This is a genomic window from Clostridium coskatii, assembly GCF_001675205.1.
In the GTDB taxonomy this organism is placed as follows: domain Bacteria; phylum Bacillota; class Clostridia; order Clostridiales; family Clostridiaceae; genus Clostridium_B; species Clostridium_B ljungdahlii.
Window position 1 is genome coordinate 124385 of sequence record NZ_LROR01000037.1, and the last position, 17974, is coordinate 142358.

Below are 17974 nucleotides of genomic sequence, written 5' to 3' on the forward strand. Positions count from 1 at the left end.
TATGAAACAGAAACGAAAAATATTGATTGTAGGAATATTAGTAGTAATTGCAGCCGCACTCAGTAGTATAGGATTTTATTATTGGTATGAAAATACCTACTATGTTTCAACAGACGATGCAAGAGTAGATGCAGACCTAGTCAACGTAACTCCACAAATCAGTGGTAAATTGCTAGAACTCAATGTGGATGAAGGAGATATTGTTATTAAAAATCAAATATTAGCCCGTCAAGAAATGTCAGACCTATCTGACTCAAAGGTAGATCAATCTTTAATAAGATCACCTATAAATGGCATAATTATTAAAAAGCAGGGAACCATCGGTGAAATTTGGTCTCCTGGTCAAACCCTAGCTACTTTAATAGATCCAAATAAACTTTATATAACTGCTGACATAGAAGAAACAAAGCTTGGAAAAATAAGAGTTGGACAGCCAGTTAGCATTACTATAGATGAGTATGGGTCTCAAAAATTTACCGGTAAAGTAAAATCTGTAGGAGAAGCAGCCCAATCTGCACTATCTATTATACCAACTACTACTAGTGGTACATTTACAAAAGTAGTTCAGAGAATACCTATAAAAATTTCTCTAGATAAATTTAACAACAAAATACTTCCAGGTACCAATGCCGTTGTTAAAATTCGCATAAAGTAATGGGGTGATATAATGGAAGAAAACAACAATAAATCTATATACAGCTGGCTAGCATTAATTGTTGTAGTAATAGGAACTTTTATGTCCATACTTGACAGTAGTATAGTTAATATCGCTATTCCAAAGATGATGGCAGTCTTTGGAGTATCAATGGATGATTCAAAATGGATACTGACATCATATACCCTAGCTCTTGGTGCAATTATACCTCTTACGGGGTATCTTCAGGAAGTTTTCGGTTCTAAAAAAATATATATGTTTGCGCTTGCAATGTTCACTTTGGGCTCCATGCTGTGTGGATTTGCCTGGAACAATACATCTATGATAGTATTTCGTATTATACAAGCTTTAGGCGGCGGCATGATAATGCCTGTAGGTATGTCCATAATATATGAAATATTTCCTAGAGATAAAATAGGCCTAGCCCTTGGAATTTGGGGAATAGCTTCCATGGCAGCGCCTTCCATAGGACCTACTTTAGGTGGATATATTATTCAAAATATGAACTGGAGACTTATTTTCAACATTAATGTTCCCATAGGCATACTAGGTGTAATTTTAGCTGGAATTCTACTAAAAGACTCCCAAAAAATTACATTTAAGTCTTTTGATGTAATAGGCTTTTTATCCTCTACAATTGGAGTAGTAAGCATTTTATATGTACTTGGAGAATGGACTTCAATTGACTGGAGCAAAGTACAATACCCACTGCTTTTGACTTTAGGATGCCTAAGTCTTATACTATTCGTAGTAAATGAACTTACCCACCCACAGCCACTTTTAGACCTCACTGTATTTAAATTATTTGATTTTAGTGTATGTCAAATAATAATCTGCGTTTTGACCATGGCACTTATGGGTGGGGTATACGTGCTGCCCTTATTCCTCCAAAACATAAGAGGATATACAGCAATGGAAACAGGTTTAATCATGCTGCCTGCTGCACTTGTAGTTGGAATACTAATGCCTGTTAGCGGTAACTTGTTTGATAAAATTGGTGCCAAGCCCTTAGTTATACCCGGACTTATAATACTAGCCTTAAGTTCCTATCATCTTTCAGTTTTAATAAACATGAATTCCAGTAGAGAAATGATAACCTTAATTCTATGTATAAGGTCAATTGGGCTAGGATTTACCATGATGCCAATTAATACTGCAGGAATGAATGTAGTACCACAAAACTTAATTGGGAAAGCATCTGCTCTTTCTAGTACTATAAGACAAATAGCAAGTTCCCTCAGCGTAACAATAATGTCCGCCATAATACAAAGCAAAACTAACTATAATTATTTAAAATTATCTGAGCAAATAAATGTCTACAATAAACCCGCTAATGATACAATAAATATTCTTACGAAATCATATATGCAAGAAGGCCTGCCCCAAGGCACAGCTAAAGCCTCTGCATTATCTACGTTAAGTAAATTGTTTCAAGGACAGGCTACTATAGATGCTATGGCTTATGCAGTTGCTATTACTTCTGTTATAGTAATTGTCACTATAGTCTTAACTTTAATGATGAAAAGTAAAAAAACAGTGAAAGGAGATGATCACAATACCAACACAAAAGAACTTGCCGCCACGAAATGATGAATTAATATTAGAGCAATCGGATAAAATAATTAATCTTTTTAAAAGTATCCATAAAATTATTGGTCATAAATTTAGAGAGATTGCAGGACAATACGGATTTACGGTACCTCAACTGGCAGTTATAGTTCATCTATATAAAAAACCTGGTATGACATTAAATGAGTTGAGCAATCATTTGTTGCTTGCAAAGAGTACAGTATCCGGTATAATAGATCGTTTGGTAAATCAAGGCATTGTAACCCGAGAAATACCTGAAAACAACAGGAGAATTGTAAGACTATCTATATCAGAAAAATTTAAAAAAAGCAATGATATAGTAAACATAAGACAAGTCTTTATTTCCAACTGTATATCCGATACTATAAGAAATATGGATAACGAGACAGTAGATCAATTTATTCATGCCTTAGAACATTACAAATCACTATTAGAAGATCTTAAATAATAGGGAAAATGCTTCCGCAAAATTTGCTGCTGAAGTATTTTCCCTTTACCTTTCTTTTGATCCTTATAAATTTATCCGTGGCTTCCATCCTCTTAAGCAAACTCCACCTGAATCTAAGAATCACTTGATTGAAATCACAAGTGCTATCAATTATTATACATAATAAATACCTATGCTGCGTAGTATTTAATAGATATAATAAAAAGGAGAGGAGAATATGAACTTTAAAGATATAATTGAAAAAGACAGGGAAATAAGGAAAAAACATGAGTTTAAAGGAACTTTTCTAGAGTACTTAGAAATTGTAAAAAAGAACCCTAAAATCGTAAAATTATCTCATAGAAGAATGTATGATATTATAATGAATAAAGGTTATGAAGTCTTAAAACCTGAAGAAAATCCAAGAATAAAAAAATTATACGGTAATGAACCAATTAGAAGGTATAACTTTTTTAAAGATGACTTTTTTGGAATTGACAAAGTCATAATGAAATTAGTGAATTATTTCCACTCTGCAGCAATGATGGGAGAAGAATCAAGACAGGTGCTTTACCTAGTAGGTCCTGTAGGAGCTGGTAAATCATCTCTAGTAGAATCAATTAAAAAAGCTCTTGAAACCTCAGAGCCTATTTATGCTCTTGAAGGATGCCCTATGAGAGAAGAGCCTCTGCACCTTATACCAAAACATTTAAAAGGAAGCTTTGAAAAAGCACTCGGTGTAGAAATTGAAGGCGATTTATGCCCTGTTTGTAAATATAGGCTAAAGCATGATTACGGCGGCGAATATGAAAAATTTCCTGTAACTACTACTGACTTTTCCATACGATCAAGAAAGGGCATTGGAGTAGTACCACCAGTTGATCCTAATAACCAAGATACATCTGTACTCACAGGTTCTATTGATATATCAAAGATGGATATGTATCCTGAAGATGATCCTAGAATATTCTCACTAAATGGTGCTTTCAACGTAGGTAATAGAGGGCTTGTAGAATTTATTGAAGTTTTTAAAAACGATGTTGAATATCTTCACACAATAATTACAGCTACCCAAGAAAAATCAGTTCCATCTCCAGGTAAGGGTTCAATGATTTATTTTGATGGAATCATTCTAGCACATTCTAATGAATCTGAATGGAACAAATTTAAATCTGATCATACTAACGAAGCAATACTAGATAGAATAGTAAAAATTGAAGTTCCTTACTGCATGGAATTAAATGAAGAAATTAAAATATACAAAAAAATACTTGGCAAGAGTCAATTTAATGCACATATAGCACCTCATACCATAGAAATAGCAGCAATGTTCGCAATTCTATCCAGACTTTCACCTTCCAACAAGGTAGATCCTATGACAAAATTAAAAATTTATAATGGAGAAGATATAGTTGAAAAAGGCACAACTAAAAAAATTGACTTTTCAGAATTAAAAGAGGAAGCAGGTTCTAGAGAAGGAATGACAGGCATTTCCACCAGGTTTATAGTAAAAGCCTTAGATAGTGCACTTTCAAACTCAGAGTACAACTGTATAAATCCTCTCAGCGTAATGGAAAGCTTAACAAAAGCAGTTAAAGATTTAGACACAGCTGAAGATGATAAACAAAGATATTTAACTTTTATAAAAGATACCATTAGAAAAGAATATAACAAAGTATTGGAAAAAGAAATAACCAGAGCTTTTATTCACAGTTTTAAAGAACAGGCAGAAAGCCTTTTTGACAATTACCTAGATCATGCAGAAGCTTATGTAAATAAAAATAAAATTAAGGATCAATCTACTGGAGAAGAATTAGAACCAGATGAGACTTTCATGAGATCTATAGAAGAACATATTGGCATCTCCGAAAATTCTGCAAAAGGATTTAGAACCGATGTAACTTCATATATGTTCTACGTTATAAGAAATGGAGGAAAAATCAGCTATACTTCCTATGAGCCTCTTAAAGAAGCTATTGAGAAAAAACTCACTGCATCTGTAAAAGAACTATCCAGAGTTATAACTAAATCAAAAGTAAGGGGCAAGGAACAAAATGAAAAATATAATTCCATGGTTGAGGAAATGAAAGCAGATGGATATTGTGACCACTGCTGTGACGTTATTTTAAAATATGCTGCCAACAACCTATGGAAGGATTGATATTATGGCTATTTTTAGAGAATTTGATCCAAGGGATCACCATGATAGATCCTTAGAAGATAGAAGGCGCCACAAACAATTAGTAGAGAAATCCATAAAGGATAATCTTGCAGATATAATATCAGAAGAAAGCATTATAGGTCAAAGTAAAGATAAGAAAATTAAAATTCCCATAAAAGGCATTAAAGAATACCACTTTATATATGGAGACAATAGTCCCCAAGTTGGAAGTGGAAATGGATCTCAAAAAAGAGGAGATAAAATTGGAAGATCCCTAGAGAAAAATGGAAGCAAAGGCAAAGGCGGTGCAGGTAACGAAGAAGGGGAAGATATGTACGAAACTGAAATTACCCTAGAAGAACTTATGAATTACCTTCTTGAAGATATGGAGCTACCTTTGATGGACAAAAAAAAGTTTTCAGAATTATTATCTAAAAAATCCTTAAAGAAATCAGGATATCAAAGAAATGGAATAAATCCAAGGCTTGCTAAGAAAAGAACTGTTATAGAAAAACTAAAAAGACAGCAAAACTCTAAAAGAGCTATTAGAGAAGCTTCCAAAGACCCACTATTTCAAAATAAAACTATTTCTAAAGATATAGACTCAAGATTTCCTTTTAGACAGGAAGATTTAAGATATTTCAGAATAAAGGAGAAAAAAAAGCGTGAATTAAATGCTGCTGTCATATGCGTAATGGATACATCAGGTTCCATGGATAGCACTAGAAAATTCTTAGCTAGATCCTTTTTCTTTATTTTGTATCAATTTGTAAAAGCTAAATACAATAATGTTGAAATTAAATTTATTTCTCACTCCACTAAAGCAAAGGTAGTTACTGAAAATGAATTTTTCCACAAGGTAGAATCTGGTGGAACCTATATATCCAGCGGATTGAATAAAGCTCTTGAGGTAATTGAAGAAAATTATAATCCTGCTTACTGGAACGTATATACCTTTTATGTAAGTGACGGTGACAATTGGGATGAAGACAACGAGCGTGCTTTAAAAGCCGCCAAAGATTTATGTGAAGTCTGCAATCTTTTTAGCTATGCAGAAATCATACCCAGTTATTTTGGAAGTAATATAAAAAATATTTTCCGTCGAGGAATAGATAAAAATAACTTTTCCACTGTAACTATTAATGAGAAGCAAGACTTATGGATATCTCTTAAAAAAATACTGAAAAAAGAACTGGAAGGAAGGTGATTTTTCTGGAATATACAGGTACAGATTTAGAAAAATGGTGTGACATTATAGAAGATACATCTAAAAAATCAGGACTTGACTTTTATCCTCAAGAATTTGAAATTGTAAGTTATACAGACATGATAGGATACGAAGCCTATCTGGGAATGCCTGCTAGATACCCTCACTGGAGTTTTGGCAAATCCTATGACAGGACAAAATCACTTTACAAATATAACCTTACAGGACTTCCTTATGAAATGGTAATAAACTCAAATCCCTGTCTTGCTTATTTGATGAAGGACAATACACTACTACTGCAAATTCTAACAATGGCTCATGTATACGGACACAATGATTTCTTTAAAAATAACAGGTTGTTTAAAGAGGGTACTAAAGCATCCTATACTCTTGAAATGTTTAAAAATGATGCAGATATGATAAGAGAATATATAAATGACCCAAGCATCGGGTATGAAGGAGTAGAAAAAATTTTAAATGCCGCTCATTCCATAAGATTTCAAACAAACAGAACCATAGGTGCAAAAAAAACAGAGGAGGAATCAAAAGAAGATTTAATAGATTTTATTATAAATCACAGTCAACTAGAAGAATGGCAAAAAAATGTTTTATATGTAGTAAAAAAAGAAACTGCATATTTTATACCTCAGGTTGAAACAAAGATTATGAATGAAGGTTGGGCAAGTTACTGGCATTATAAGACCTTAAATAGACTCGACCTTTCGCCTTCACTTCACATTGAATTCATTAAAAGACACAATGATATAATTACACCTATTATGGGAGGAATTAACCCCTATTATATTGGCTTTAAAATATTTGAAGACTTAGATAAAAGATACGGAGAAAATAAGATATTTGAAGTAAGAGCACTGGAAAGAGATGCATCTTTTATTCGAAGATACTTAACAAAAGAGCTGTGTTATGAACTAAATTTATTTGAATATGCAAAACAGCGCAGTGACTATGTAATAAAAGAAATTCCTGATGAAAAGGGCTGGATTGAAATTAGAAATACCCTATGCAATAATTGTAGCATGGGTTCCATTCCCAATATCGTTGTTGATGATATTTTAAAAAAGGACAATACCCTCGTATTAAAACATATTTACGATGGGAGAGAATTAAATTCAAATTATATGGAAGCTACTTTAAAATGCATTTATGAATTGTGGGGATATCCCGTGAAATTAAACACTAAAATAAGCAAAGAAGATATAGAAGTATGCTGCAGCGAGCCTACTACTATCACTTATAAAACTTTAAGATGTGATTAATAATAAGGTTTCTTGATTGGAAATTAACTTATACAGAGCATGTAATAACAAATTTCAACGCCTTAAAAACTTTTGACAAGTCTAAAGTTTGGTATTTTGAAAATCTAAGAACCTTAACTAAACTCGTACCTCAGACATATCTAAGCTCCTAAGATTTTCTAAAATACCTCACTAAGACTTATGGAAAAGTTTTTAAAGGTGCTTTCAATTTTGTTATTACATTTTTTTGTATAAGTTAAAATTCAAATTAAAATCACTATATAGATTTTCTAGGTTTAAAGCCCTCTAGATAGTTAATCCTAGAATTAAACTTGTCCAAATTGTCAGTTTAATTTAAATGTTAAAATTATAAATTCAACCAAGATTTATAATTAGCAATTTTCAACACTTATAGATTTATTTTTAAACTCTACAATCTGCATAGGTATTCTAACTTAAAAATCAACTTATACGCAGGCACATTTTTACAATAATGAAGCCCTTTTAAATATTTTGTATATAATGCTTAGAAAAAAATTTTTAAAAAATCTAGAACTTTTGAATTGTCTGAGGTACGAGTTTTCAAAAGTTCTCAGTATTTTTTTAAATTTTTTGCTTAGCCTTATCAAAATGTTTAACGAGCTGAAGGTTGTAAAAAATATCCGCAGTATAAGTGATTTTTCGTTTGGAAATTCTATGATGTTTCAATTAAAGTTCTTCCATTATTTGTCTTGCTATATAATCCCCATCTATCTCATCATCCACTTGAATATTTATAACTTGGCTTTTGCCGGAAGCCTCCCCTGTCATATATAATATTTCTCCTGAATTATCATCTATTTTTTTAACCACTACGGCTTTATCTCCTTTTAATACCTTCAGCTTTTTACCACCTTCTACTGGCAGCCAAAAACTCTGAGTAAATTGAATTTCGTGTCCAATTTTATACTTCATAAAATACCCCCTTTATCTAATTAAGAGTTAATAATTAAAGTTTAAAGTTCACATAACAAAGAACAGATAAAGATGATTTCCATCGTACCTCAGGAAATCTATAATTTAAAGATTTTCTGACGTTAGGAAGAAAATTATCCTTATTTGACATTTGAACTTTGCACTTTGTTCTTTAAAAAATTACTTCGCATTATTTTTATATTAGGTCACAACTTATTATGTGCAAAAGTTAAGTTATACAATCTTATAGTCTTACTTATCTTCCATTATGCCATACTTTTTTTCAAATGTTAACTTTCCCTCTACAAGTCTGGATATTACCATACTAGCTACTGTATTTCCTGTAGAATTAAGCACAGTAGCCGGTGCATCTATTATTACACTTATAACTGCAATTATAGGAAGCAGCTCCGTTGGAAGTCCGTATACACTTAATATAAGCATCTCACCAATCATACCTCCGCTAGGTATAGCTGCCATTACAGCTCCAACTAAAAAGGATACAAAAATTATGGAAAGTATGGCTGAAGGACTGGTCATACTTCTTCCAAATAGTCCAAACAAGAAAGTGATTTTCATAACACCACCAATTACAGAACCATCTTTATGAATATTTGCCCCTAATGGGATTACCGTTTCAACTATATCCTCTGGTACTCCCATTTTTTTTGTACATTCTAAATTAACAGGAATACTTGCTGCACTTGAGCAAGTTGCTAGTGCTGTTATTGTTGGAGCTACAGCGTTTTTCCAGAATGTTTTAATTCCAATCTTGCCACTAGCTAAAAATGCATAGAAAGTAAAGAACCCGAAATAATAAATAACTGATATAACTATATATAGAATAAATACTCTTAAATATCCCTGAAGTATTTGTGGTCCAAGAGATCCTATTACTGCAGCAAAATAACATCCAAGACCTATTGGAGCATAGTACATTATTATTTTAACCATTTTCATCATTACATTAGATGCTGCCTCTAAAAATTTTGCAACAGGTTCAGCCTTTTCCCCAAGGGCTGAAGTCGAAATACCAAAAAGTACTGAAAATACAATGAGCTGCAGCATATTACTTTTAGAAAACAGAGAAACAAAATCTGAAACAGTAAGAGTATTTACAATCTGCTGTAAAAGCCCTACTTGCTTCACTTTATCAGCAGCACCTCCTCCAGCTGTTACAATCTTTTTAAGGGCTGAATAATCTATACCTCTTGCAGGATTTACTATTAAAGCACCTATAAGACCAATTACAGACGCTGCAAGCGCAGTGCATATAAATACTACAAAGGTACTTGCCATAATTTTACCTAATCTTTTCATACCTTTCATGTTTGCTATAGCAGAAGTAACGCTAAAGAATACCAAAGGTATTATAACCATAAACATTAAATTTAAAAATAAATCCCCAAAGGGCTTTAATACTAGTGCCTTAGATCCTAACAATACGCCTATAATTGCACCTAAAATTATTGAGCCTAATAATATAATGGAAAATTTGTAGTTTTTAAAAAAGCTTTTCATTTCCTATCACTCCTTTCTACAAACTGTTAATTTCTATCCTAAAAGTCCGTAATTTTTTAATTCATTTTCTAATATTTTTAAGTTTTCATCTGTCATAGTAGTAAGTGGAAGTCTTAAGTTTCCAACATTTTTGCCTAAAATGTTCATAGCAGTTTTTACTGGAATAGGATTCGTCTCTATAAACATTGCCTTTATAAGTGAATATAAATCCAACTGTAACTTAAGTGCAGCCTTTATATCACCTTTAAAGAATAATTCACACATTTTTTCCATATCACAGGGTACTATATTCGCCATTACAGATATTACCCCACATCCCCCTAAAGACAATATTGGAATTACCTGGTCATCGTTTCCAGAATATATGTCAATTCTCTCACCACAAAGTGCTTTCATTTCAGCAATTTGACTTATATTACCACTGGCTTCCTTTATTCCGCTTATGTTTTTAAATTCGCATAATTTTTTCAAAGTTTTTGGAAGTATATTCAATCCTGTTCTTCCTGGAACATTGTAAACTATTATAGGAGTTTTTACTCTATCGTTTATTACTTTAAAATGTTCTATAATTCCTTTTTGTGTAGTTTTATTGTAATAAGGAGTAATTACGAGAAGACCATCTACACCTATGCTTTCAGCCCATACGCTCATATCTACAGCCTGCGCAGTACAATTACTACCTGTACCAGCTATTACTGGTATTCTTCCACTTACCGTATCTACAGTAAACTTTATAGTATCTTTCTTTTCCTTTTCCGTCATTGTAGTAGCTTCACCTGAAGTTCCACAAATAACTATAGCTTTCGTACCTGATTTTATATGCCATTCTAAAAGTTCCTTTAATTTGTCAAAGTTTACAGTGCCATCTTTAAATGGAGTTACAATTGCAACTGCAGAACCAGTAAATAAACTCATAAAAACACCTCATTTTTTGATTTAATCTTTATATTTATTATATACTGATTTTTTACTTGTTTTATTGCGAAAAGTGCTTGAAATATTGCGAAAAATGCTTTAGCATATAAATATAATATAGTTGAGGTATGGTTGAATGATTAAAAATACAACTCAAAAAGTAAAGAGAGGTTATTTGAAAAGTGACTTTGAAATATTTCACTTAAAAGATAAAAGAGATATTAAATTCCAATTTCACTATCATAATTTTAATAAAATAGTAATATTTATATCAGGCAATGTAACCTATCTAATAGAAGGTAAATCTTACAAATTAAAGCCCTGGGATATACTTCTTGTAAACAGCAATGATATACACAAAGCTATAATAGACTCAAACGAAACCTATGAACGTATAATTATGTGGTTAAATTCAGACTTTTTAGTAAGATATAATCATAACTGTAATTTATTAAGCTGCTTTGAACTGGCATCAAAACAAAGATTTAATTTATTGAGACTCGAAAGTACATGGCTTGCAGATGTAAAAAAAATACTTTTTCAGATTGAAGATACCTTTAAAAACAAAGAATTAGGTTACAGCGTGCTGAGAGTATCCTATTTTTTACAGTTTATAGTCTATATAAATAGATTGTTTTTAAAACAAAAAAATATTTCAGAGTCCAATGACATAAAATATGATAAGAGCATGGATAATATTCTAGATTATATAAATAAAAACTTAAGCAAAAACCTTTCTGTAGATGCTCTATCCTCTAAATTTTATGTAAGTAAGTACTATTTAATGCACAAATTTAAAGAACAAACCGGGTATACCCTTCACAATTATATACTTCAAAAAAGATTGATTATGGCTAATTTATTAATAACCAACGGTGAAAATGCATCAGATGCATGTGCAAAATCTGGTTTTGGAGATTACTCCAACTTTGTGCGAGCCTTTAAAAAGATGTTTGGACTTTCTCCTAAAAAATACTACAAGAGCTAACTTCTGTAGAGTTTCTAGTTTGAAAGTTAACTTATACAAAGCATGTAATAACAAATTTCGTCACAATAAAAACTTTTGACAAATCTAAAACCTTAGGCTTTTTTGTCGTACTCTTTTTTATATCATTTATCCTGTCTAATATATGCTTTCCAATGTACACCAATAATTTTCCAGTTACTACTAAGTAGTTGCTTAATTAAATATCTTTTCATAATTTCCATCTACTTTCCAAGCGTCTTCTTTTTTATATAAAAAACTATATTTATTATCAAATTTTGAATTTTTGTATCACTAAAACATTTTGTAAATATATTAATTATTAAGACTTAAAAATTATATATTTTAAAGGAGGAAATTTCTTATGGCAGATTCTTCTCAACCTTACAATAAAATACCTTATAAAAACATATACTCCTGCAAATATTCAAATGGTATTTCAATAATACAGCCAGAATATCAGGTACTTCCAGATGGAAGTACTGTAAACAATCCAGCTTATGTGTCGTCACTTGCATCATCCTTTTGGACATACAAATTCATAATTGACTGTGATATGCAAATGGATGGAAGTATAAAAAGTATTGGTATTCCTATTTGCCACTTAATTAAGTCAGAAAATATTAAAGTTTATGAACGACTAGACTGTAACACTGTATTCAATCCTGTTCCATTTACCCTTATAAAAAATGATCCTTCTTTCTACTATGCTCCTAAAGGATTTAAATGGTTAAAAATAGAAAATTTAAAAAGATATTATAGAGGAGTTTGTGTAGAATACATTTTAGAAATTTTCGGGAATTATGTCTCTAGTCGTCAGTCCTTAAAAATAAAAACAACTTATAATATAATTAAATTTACTGAAGATAGTATACTTGTACCAACTTGTAATTCTAAAGGAAATCTTACTGTAAAAAAGAGCTGCTTCACTTCTATTATCAATAACAAAGCTATTTTAAAATACAAGGTCAATATTTTAAATACAGGAAACACTGCTCTCAATAACGTTATTTATAACGATAAAATATATATTCCAACTTCATTTATCCTAGGTAAAATACACATTAATACATCTAATCTTTCTATTGATAGAAATATACCCGGTCAAATTCTAATCAACGGACGTTTTGACATAATAAAACCTGGTCAAATGTTAACAGTTATCTATTCAATTCCAGTAGAAAATATAACTAAACCAAAAAAATACAAAATAGACAGCAATGTTGTAGTTTCTGCTATGTATACATCAGCTCACAGCGTCTGCTCTTCGAATATTGATGTGGTAAAACTTAGCTCAGAAAATCACTGTAGTATAATAAATCAAAATAAAGTCTCTTTTATACTTACAATATGGAATACGCGTTATTCACCTGACACAGAAGTAACCATAATAAATTACTTATTCATTCCATCTGGGATTACTTTACAATTTAATAATTTTGGGATGTATACTGCTACATTTGGCAATAAATATGATATTGTGCCTATTAACACCAATATAACTGGTCCACAAAATATTATACTCACCTGCAGAAATCTCAAAATACTACAAGATGGATGCACCTACAAAGCAATTACATTTAAAGTAATATCCAGTACAATAGCAGGCAAGATAACTATCACAAATACTTTAAAAAGTATTACTCTAGCAAATCCTAATTCACAGGTACTTATTGATATAAAAAATCTATCATCAACATCTAACATAGATATACTTCCTAGTGTCAAATGCCAGTAAATGTACAAATTCTTATCTTTGTAACGCCTTTTTAATTTTTTAATATATTAAATTAGAGTTATAATTTTAATTAGAATAAAAGAGGAGTGATATTATATGGCAGACCAAGTACAGCCATGTAGCTGCACATCCTATACAAATATATGCTGCTGTGGAGCACAAAATGGTATTTCAGTTGTACAACCACAATGCCAGACTCTTTCTGATGGAAGGGTAGTCAACAATCCAGCTTATGATCCTCTGCTTACAAAATCTTTCTGGACTTATAAGTTTATTACTGACTGCAATAAAGATACCCGATCTATAAGTAATTTTGTTATTCCTATTTGTCAATCTATATCATCCCAAAGTGTAGAAGTTTTTGAAAAAATAGATGGGTGTGGACAATTTCAATCTATCAATTTTACACTATCTTTAGCTGATCCTAATTTTGGTAATGCACCTTCAGGCTTTCAATGGCTAAAAATAGAAGTTAGCGAAAGATACCAAAAAGGCGTAAGTGTAGAGTATAGAATTGAATTAGTAGGCAATTTTCCTACTGACACACAGCCAATAAAAATAAAAGCTGCTAACAATATATTAACTTTTGATTGCGATTGCCTTCTTCTTCCTAAATGTAATGATCAGGGAGTACTTTCAGTAATAAAAACATGTAATCATACAATTACCAATAATCAAGTAACCTTAAACTACACAGTTAATGTTACAAATACAGGAAATGCTGCTCTTAATAACGTACAGTATCTTGATACGGTTTTTATTTCATCCGCACTGGTACTAGGTACAATTACAGTCAATCCATCTACCCTTTCAATAAATACAACTGTTCTTGGAGAAGTTATTATAAGTGGAAATCTTGGTACCATTAGCCCGGGAGATACAATACCTGTAACTTATACAATTCCAATTACTAGTATAACTGTGCCTAGAACCTATACTGTAAACAATACAGTTAGAGCATCCGCAACAGGCACAGAAAGTACAGATACTTGTTCAACGGAATTTAGTGCTGTTGAACTAGGTGTTGTAAAATGCTGCAATATTAATGAAAATAGCGCTTCGTTTACAGTAACAATTTCCTCTATAGACCTATCGCCTAATACTACTGTCAATGTAATTGACAATTTTTTCATACCATCTGGTATAACATTACAGTTTAATGATTTTGGTGGATTCACTGCCAAATTTACTTCAAGTGAGGAATCAGTTCCTCTTAGCACTAATATAGTTGGCCCTATAAATATTACACTTAGCGATAATAACCTCCAAATACCTGCAGGAGGATCAATAAATAGAACAGTACGTTTTACAGTTATATCAAGTTCACTGTTCGGTACTGCAACTATCGAAAATACTGTAAACAGCATAGTCCTGTCAGAGCCAAATTCTCAGGTATTCCTTGGTGCAGGACACCTACCTGTTAAATCTGATATAGATATTACACTTAACCTAACCTGCAGACAACCATGTTCTTAAATTTAATCATATAATATAACAAAATTTTAATTATGCCAGTATTTTTTAAAGTACTGGCATATATAATTTTAAGCCTTGATTATGTTGCAATATTAATAAATCAACATACTATGTATTAAGGATGAAGTCCTTAAATTAAGTAAGCCTTATTTCTATTGATTTTTAATTTGACACAACTTTAGATATGTTATCTAAATCATTATAAAAAGGAGGAAATAAATATATGGCAAAGCATAGAAGATCGGATCACTCAAAAAGCAGCCGTGAATTTGTTGATAAAAATGAAAGTGAAAATATTGAGACACAGGAAATGGAACTTGATGAGACAAGTAAACACAATATGGATGGTTCTGAATGTCATGATGAATCAAAAAATGATTGTTATCATAAATGTATAACAATTTGCGGTAAGAAAGGTCCAAAAGGTGATCCCGGTTGTCCTGGTCCTAAAGGCGATAAAGGCGATCCCGGCTGCACTGGATCTAAAGGCGATAAGGGCGATCCTGGCTGTCCTGGCCCTAAAGGCGATAAAGGTGATAAGGGCGATCCTGGGTCTAAAGGCGATAAGGGCGATCCTGGCTGTCCTGGTCCTAAAGGCGATAAAGGTGATAAGGGCGATCCTGGGTCTAAAGGCGATAAGGGCGATCCTGGTTGTCCTGGGCCTAAAGGCGATAAAGGTGATAAGGTCGATCCTGGTTGTCCTGGGCCTAAAGGTGACAAAGGAAATCCTGGCTGTCCTGGGCCTAAAGGCGATAAAGGTGATAAGGGCTGTCCTGGAGATAGAGGTCCAAAAGGAGACCCTGGTTGTCCTGGGCCTAGAGGACATGATGGAGACCCTGGCTGTCCCGGCCCTAGAGGTCCAAAAGGAGATCCGTGTTGCCCTGGATTAGATGAAATAGAGATAAAGAAGCTAAAGGAGATTCTGGCTATTCTGGACATAAAAAAGATAAAGCAGCTCCAGGATAAAATAGAGTGAAGGATCTTACGTATAATATAAATTTCTAACTTAAAAATCAACTTATACGTAGAAACATTTTACAATAAACAAGCACATTTAAATATTTTGTATATAAGTCTTAGTGGAAAACATTCGGAGTATAAGTTGATTTTTTGCTTATAATCTCTTTATTGCTGTGTAACTTTATTCAATATATCCATTACACTGTCTGCAATATAGGTTGGATTTTCATTTTTTAATTCTTCTAGAGATCCATATCCATAGGTTACTCCTATAGAATCCATATTGTTTTGTCTTGCCCCTATCATGTCATATTTTCTGTCTCCTATCATTACAGCTTCATCAGAATTAATCCTATACTTTTCTAATACATGCTTTATTACTTCTCCTTTTGTACATCTTGTCCCATTCATATTGCTGCCAACAATGGCATCAAAATATGAGGTTAGATTAAAGTTATTTAATATTATATTTGAAAATTTAGTAGGCTTTGATGTGGCTATAATTAATTTTAACTTCAGCTCTTTCAATTGTTTTAGTAAATCTTCAATATGATCATATACCTTGTTTTCCATTATTCCTTTTTTCTCAAAATATTCTCTGTAATACTGCACTGCCTCAAGAGACTTATTTTCATCAAAACCAAAATATTCACTAAATGAGTATTTTAATGGTGGTCCTATAAACTTTTCAAGCAAATCAAGACTTTCCACTATAATACCAAATTTCTTCAATGCATACTGTACTGATTTAGTTATTCCTTCCTTAGACTCTGTAATTGTTCCATCCAAATCAAATAATATATATTTATATTTCATTTTATATTCCCCCAAATTCTATATAAATTAAATTATATCAGTTTAGGGAGTTCATCATCAAGGGTTTGCAAAAAACTCTGGATCTTCTGTCTATCTTTCTGTGTACCGCAAAAGTTTACACTAAAGGTAAATTCATCATCAAAGGTAGTAAGTGCAACTTGAAAATAAGGATTATATTTAATAGATCCATTCATATAAGCATCTTTAACTCCAGCTCCATAAAATGAAAGCTTCTCTTTATCTATAATTCCAATATTGGTCATAGCTATAGGAGGGTTATGAAATAACTTGCATACAAGTGATTTTGCAAATTTATAAGGTAATAGAGAAAATATAATTTCAAGCATCATTGGACCATTAAGACATGAAAAACTTTTCTTTTCATGTTCCATGGACTTTTTTACCTTTAAAAGAGTTTCTTTATAATTTTCACCTATATCTTTTCCTATATCACATACCATATTTGATGTTAAGTTACATATTCCCTGTGCCTTCTTTTCTGGAATATACCTTCTAAGATCCACAGGACAAGGAAGAGCTATATGGCTGCAATGTAATTCCTTTTGAAGAGCCCTTATATATGATGCAATAACAATGTCATTTATAGTTGTTTTACTTTCCTTAGCATATTTTTTTATAAACTTAACTCTATCTTTAGTAATCTTATGAATAACAACAAAAGGATTATTATTATCTCCTTCCAATGGGAAATAGATGCCCCCATTGTATTTGGATACCTGTGATGAAGAAAAAAATATTTTAACCTTATCCAAATCACTAAAGTTATCCAGTACCTGTTTTGCACTTCTAGAACTCATCTGAAAATTAGGGGTATAACCCGGATTATCTTTTAGGTTGGAATATATAGAGCTTAGCATATAAAGATAATCCTTAAAGCCTGCAGCATCACAGAGCATATGATTAATTATTATGCAAAGACAATCACGGGTACTACTTCTTATAATATTTAACCTAAGTTGTGGTCCTTTAAATGTATCTGTTTTTAGTACAATACATTTTTCTATCTCCTCATAAACCTTTTCCGTTTCAATTATTCTTACAATATCATCTGTTGTAAATTTACAACTTTGCCAATAAGGTGAGGACTTCTTTTCTACAAATTTGCATATTACTAATGGAAATTCCCAAGTTGACATATACACTGCTTTTTTTAAACAATTTTCATCAATATGGCTATCCAATTCAATTACACAATGAAGTTGATGATCATTGAATTTTTCAAACATAAATTGCATTATGTCCCAAGTTTCAGCTTTATACCTTTTAACATCAGTCATTAACATATCACTCAC

At 31.9% G+C, this 17974-nt stretch carries 15 protein-coding genes; 10 read left to right on the top strand and 5 right to left on the bottom strand.

The window, feature by feature from the left end:
- Nucleotide 1: 1 nt before the first annotated feature.
- The 6 genes from CLCOS_RS07060 (at nt 2) to CLCOS_RS07085 (ending at nt 7317) form a co-directional block, all read left to right on the top strand.
- A complete protein-coding gene (locus tag CLCOS_RS07060; protein WP_013237120.1) occupies nt 2-655 on the top strand; it encodes an HlyD family secretion protein in 654 nt (217 codons plus the stop codon).
- A gap of 12 nt (nt 656-667) precedes the next feature.
- The gene (locus CLCOS_RS07065; protein WP_065080047.1) at nt 668-2245 is read left to right on the top strand and encodes a DHA2 family efflux MFS transporter permease subunit; all 1578 of its coding nucleotides are present in this window, start codon (nt 668-670) and stop codon (nt 2243-2245) included.
- Nucleotides 2202-2693, top strand: a complete 492-nt coding sequence (locus tag CLCOS_RS07070; protein WP_063600323.1) for a MarR family winged helix-turn-helix transcriptional regulator — start codon at nt 2202-2204, stop codon at nt 2691-2693. Before CLCOS_RS07065 ends, CLCOS_RS07070 begins: the two co-directional genes overlap by 44 nt.
- A 217-nt stretch (nt 2694-2910) precedes the next feature.
- Nucleotides 2911-4833 carry a PrkA family serine protein kinase gene (locus CLCOS_RS07075; protein WP_013237117.1) on the top strand — a complete coding sequence of 641 codons (1923 nt, stop codon included), beginning with the start codon at nt 2911-2913 and terminating at the stop codon, nt 4831-4833.
- A 4-nt stretch (nt 4834-4837) separates the two neighbouring features.
- Nucleotides 4838-6040, top strand: coding sequence for a sporulation protein YhbH (yhbH, locus tag CLCOS_RS07080; protein ID WP_063600322.1), 1203 nt, complete (start codon nt 4838-4840; stop codon nt 6038-6040).
- 5 nt (nt 6041-6045) lie between these two features.
- A complete protein-coding gene (locus CLCOS_RS07085; RefSeq protein WP_063600327.1) occupies nt 6046-7317 on the top strand; it encodes a SpoVR family protein in 1272 nt (423 codons plus the stop codon).
- A 687-nt stretch (nt 7318-8004) separates the two neighbouring features.
- Here the strand turns inward: CLCOS_RS07085 and CLCOS_RS07090 are convergent.
- From CLCOS_RS07090 to dapA, 3 genes are all read right to left on the bottom strand, one after another.
- The gene (locus CLCOS_RS07090; protein WP_013237114.1) at nt 8005-8250 is read right to left on the bottom strand and encodes a hypothetical protein; all 246 of its coding nucleotides are present in this window, start codon (nt 8248-8250) and stop codon (nt 8005-8007) included.
- A 252-nt stretch (nt 8251-8502) separates the two neighbouring features.
- A complete protein-coding gene (locus CLCOS_RS21870; RefSeq protein WP_063600321.1) occupies nt 8503-9771 on the bottom strand; it encodes a dicarboxylate/amino acid:cation symporter in 1269 nt (422 codons plus the stop codon).
- Between the two features lie 33 nt (nt 9772-9804).
- Nucleotides 9805-10686: a 4-hydroxy-tetrahydrodipicolinate synthase gene (dapA, locus tag CLCOS_RS21875; RefSeq protein WP_013237112.1), complete on the bottom strand. Its 882-nt coding sequence runs from the start codon at nt 10684-10686 to the stop codon at nt 9805-9807.
- Nucleotides 10687-10822: 136 nt separating this feature from the next.
- Between dapA and CLCOS_RS07105 the strand changes: the two genes are divergently transcribed.
- The 4 genes from CLCOS_RS07105 to CLCOS_RS22770 all read left to right on the top strand — a co-directional run bounded on the left by CLCOS_RS07105 (nt 10823) and on the right by CLCOS_RS22770 (nt 15775).
- A complete protein-coding gene (locus tag CLCOS_RS07105) occupies nt 10823-11674 on the top strand; it encodes an AraC family transcriptional regulator (protein WP_023162649.1) in 852 nt (283 codons plus the stop codon).
- 361 nt (nt 11675-12035) lie between these two features.
- Nucleotides 12036-13409: a hypothetical protein gene (locus tag CLCOS_RS07110; protein WP_063600320.1), complete on the top strand. Its 1374-nt coding sequence runs from the start codon at nt 12036-12038 to the stop codon at nt 13407-13409.
- A 96-nt stretch (nt 13410-13505) separates the two neighbouring features.
- A complete protein-coding gene (locus CLCOS_RS07115; RefSeq protein WP_063600319.1) occupies nt 13506-14885 on the top strand; it encodes a hypothetical protein in 1380 nt (459 codons plus the stop codon).
- A gap of 425 nt (nt 14886-15310) precedes the next feature.
- Nucleotides 15311-15775 (top strand): hypothetical protein, encoded by a 465-nt coding sequence (locus CLCOS_RS22770; RefSeq protein ID WP_242866884.1) that lies wholly within the window; start codon nt 15311-15313, stop codon nt 15773-15775.
- 235 nt (nt 15776-16010) lie between these two features.
- Here CLCOS_RS22770 and CLCOS_RS07125 read toward each other — a convergent pair whose 3' ends face one another.
- Nucleotides 16011-16661, bottom strand: a complete 651-nt coding sequence (locus CLCOS_RS07125) for an HAD-IA family hydrolase (RefSeq protein WP_023162647.1) — start codon at nt 16659-16661, stop codon at nt 16011-16013.
- Nucleotides 16662-16693: 32 nt separating this feature from the next.
- Nucleotides 16694-17965: a WS/DGAT domain-containing protein gene (locus CLCOS_RS07130; RefSeq protein ID WP_023162646.1), complete on the bottom strand. Its 1272-nt coding sequence runs from the start codon at nt 17963-17965 to the stop codon at nt 16694-16696.
- Nucleotides 17966-17974: the final 9 nt, after the last annotated feature.

What these genes read in the sequence shown, in the direction of transcription:
- CLCOS_RS07130 (WP_023162646.1), bottom strand. Translation starts at nt 17,965, where the DNA reads ATGTTAATGACTGATGTTAAAAGGTATAAAGCTGAAACTTGGGACATA.
- CLCOS_RS07070 (WP_063600323.1), top strand. Translation starts at nt 2,202, where the DNA reads ATGATCACAATACCAACACAAAAGAACTTGCCGCCACGAAATGATGAA.
- CLCOS_RS07090 (WP_013237114.1), bottom strand. Translation starts at nt 8,250, where the DNA reads ATGAAGTATAAAATTGGACACGAAATTCAATTTACTCAGAGTTTTTGG.
- CLCOS_RS07065 (WP_065080047.1), top strand. Translation starts at nt 668, where the DNA reads ATGGAAGAAAACAACAATAAATCTATATACAGCTGGCTAGCATTAATT.
- yhbH (WP_063600322.1), top strand. Translation starts at nt 4,838, where the DNA reads ATGGCTATTTTTAGAGAATTTGATCCAAGGGATCACCATGATAGATCC.
- CLCOS_RS07075 (WP_013237117.1), top strand. Translation starts at nt 2,911, where the DNA reads ATGAACTTTAAAGATATAATTGAAAAAGACAGGGAAATAAGGAAAAAA.
- CLCOS_RS07105 (WP_023162649.1), top strand. Translation starts at nt 10,823, where the DNA reads ATGATTAAAAATACAACTCAAAAAGTAAAGAGAGGTTATTTGAAAAGT.
- CLCOS_RS07125 (WP_023162647.1), bottom strand. Translation starts at nt 16,661, where the DNA reads ATGAAATATAAATATATATTATTTGATTTGGATGGAACAATTACAGAG.
- CLCOS_RS07110 (WP_063600320.1), top strand. Translation starts at nt 12,036, where the DNA reads ATGGCAGATTCTTCTCAACCTTACAATAAAATACCTTATAAAAACATA.
- dapA (WP_013237112.1), bottom strand. Translation starts at nt 10,686, where the DNA reads ATGAGTTTATTTACTGGTTCTGCAGTTGCAATTGTAACTCCATTTAAA.
- CLCOS_RS07060 (WP_013237120.1), top strand. Translation starts at nt 2, where the DNA reads ATGAAACAGAAACGAAAAATATTGATTGTAGGAATATTAGTAGTAATT.
- CLCOS_RS21870 (WP_063600321.1), bottom strand. Translation starts at nt 9,771, where the DNA reads ATGAAAAGCTTTTTTAAAAACTACAAATTTTCCATTATATTATTAGGC.
- CLCOS_RS07115 (WP_063600319.1), top strand. Translation starts at nt 13,506, where the DNA reads ATGGCAGACCAAGTACAGCCATGTAGCTGCACATCCTATACAAATATA.